Origin of the sequence: Alteromonas sp. CyTr2 (assembly GCF_947311905.1) — a bacterium.
Taxonomy (GTDB): Bacteria; Pseudomonadota; Gammaproteobacteria; order Enterobacterales; family Alteromonadaceae; genus Alteromonas; species Alteromonas macleodii.
In genome coordinates, this window is record NZ_CAMZMZ010000074.1 from 1 (window position 1) to 2,097 (window position 2,097).

A 2,097-nucleotide genomic window follows, 5' to 3' on the forward strand; every position below is an offset into this window, starting at 1 on the left:
CATCGAGTAGGGTGAGGCGTCACCGCCTCATCCCTCTCACAGAACCGTACATACGGGCCTCGTATACGGCTCATGTACACAGTTATTTAGCGTAATTGCTAAACACATATCCTGTTTCAACATTCTCCAAGTTCATTAGCCCAAGTTCTTCGAACCAACTGTTTGGCATCGCGTAGCTTGCTAAAGGACTGCGTGCACTGCACCAGCTCGTCATGTTGATGTGAGCGAACTTGCCTTTATAACCATGCTGTCGTAGCCAGCGATGGAGGCGGCTCGCCTTCTTCCATAACTTAAGTTGGATGCTGCGCAAGCGCCGTCTTAGCCAGCTCGCGAGTTGCTTAAATGCCCTGCTCGCATTGGCTATCTTGAAGTAGTAACTAAACCCTCTTAGCAGAGGGTTTAATGCATTGATGACTGATTGCAGTGGCACTCCGCCATTGCGTTTCGTCATCTGCTTGAGCTTCGCCTTAAACGCGGTGAGTTTCTTAGACTGTATGCGGGTATGTTTCGTCCCAATTTCAACGCCTAGGAACTTCACACCATCATCACTGTGTGTAATGTGTGTTTTATCCGTGTTTACGCTTAGCTTTAGCTTTTCTTCTAAGATGTGTGTGGCTTGCACTTTGGCATTCTCTGCCGCTGTACGACTGCTACACAAGATAAGGATGTCATCAGCATAGCGCACTATGCGGTGCCCACGTTGTTTCATTTCCTCATCGAACGCATCCAGATAGATGTTCGCTATGAGCGGGCTTATTACCCCGCCTTGCGGACTGCCTGTCTCTGTCTGCTGCCAATGCCCATCAACCATTACCCCACTTTCTAAGAACTGAGTAATTAACTTCAACACGCTGCCATCGCGCACCCGCCTTTTGATGCTCTTAATGATAAGCGTATGGTCCAGCTTATCGAAGCACTTCGACAGGTCCATATCCACCACGTGTCGCCGTCCGTATCGACGGATGAACATGGTGGCTTTATTAATGGCATCGTGACAGCTCCGCTTCGGTCTATAACCAAAGCTTGATGGATGGAACTGCTCTTCGAAGATGGGGGTAAGGAGGTCATTCAAGCATTGTTGAACCACTCTATCCCTGACTGTTGGGATACCCAATAGACGCTCACCGCCCCCGTCTTTCGGGATAATGACCCGCCTTACCGGTTGCGGTTGATAGCGCTTGGTTTTGAGCTCGAGAAGAAGCTGTGTGAGTTCATTATCCAGATTTGAGGCAAACGCGCTCAGGCTCTGCCCATCTATTCCGGCCGCACCTTTCGCTTTGAATACCTTTTTAAACCCTTTGAACAGCCTCGCTTTATTAAGCAGGTGACCGTACAAACTATAATAAACCCGCATACTTCCTCTCGAAGATAGTGTGCTGTGTGGGGGCCGATACTTTCTCTTCGCGTTGGTCTATTTCACATGGTGGTAGAGCGTGCTAGCCCAATGGCAATCTACTCAACGTTCACCACGTTACTCCCATGTACCGTTTCGTAGCCAGTCCGTCGCTTCCGCGACAAACCAAGTACGAAGACGTCGATAGCTAATCGATTCGTGTACCACTAAAAAAAAACACCTGCTCATCACAGACTGACTATGTACTTCCGCCCTTCGCCATCCCTATCAGCTTTTGGCTGATAACGATGCCACCAAACACTGCTGATGGTCAGCTCGGTTTTACCCTCCACACCATTACTGGCTTTCACAGGCCGAACTTTACTCACTACTACGGCATCATCTGCCACCTCGCACCAACACCTACCTTGAGTCGCCTCTCGCATAGATGCTTCTGGCTCACAACCAGAAACGGTGTCAGGCTTCCCCAGTTACTGCACTAGCGCCCTGTTAGAAATGCCACCCTCAAGCACAAAACAGGACTGACTGAGTATCGGGCTTTGCGCTATTTTGCACGCTTACCCTCCTGTCTTGCCGAATCAGGTTCACTTGCGTTGTGTACCTCTAACTTCCTATGGCTTCCTTCGGACCCTGTCGTTGGCCAACAACGCCCTTGCCATTCGGATTATCTTCCCCTCAGTCAGGGTGATTCAGGTTTCTTTCAACCTGACGGGTTTGCCAGCTTCGCTGGGCAAACAAAAAAG

General features: G+C 49.7%; 1 protein-coding gene. It reads right to left on the reverse strand.

Translation table 11 applies throughout. The features are described 5' to 3' along the window. Positions 1 to 82: 82 nt before the first annotated feature. Positions 83 to 1,354: a group II intron reverse transcriptase/maturase gene (ltrA, locus tag QME20_RS19580; protein ID WP_187448059.1), complete on the reverse strand. Its 1,272-nt coding sequence runs from the start codon at positions 1,352 to 1,354 to the stop codon at positions 83 to 85. Positions 1,355 to 2,097: the final 743 nt, after the last annotated feature.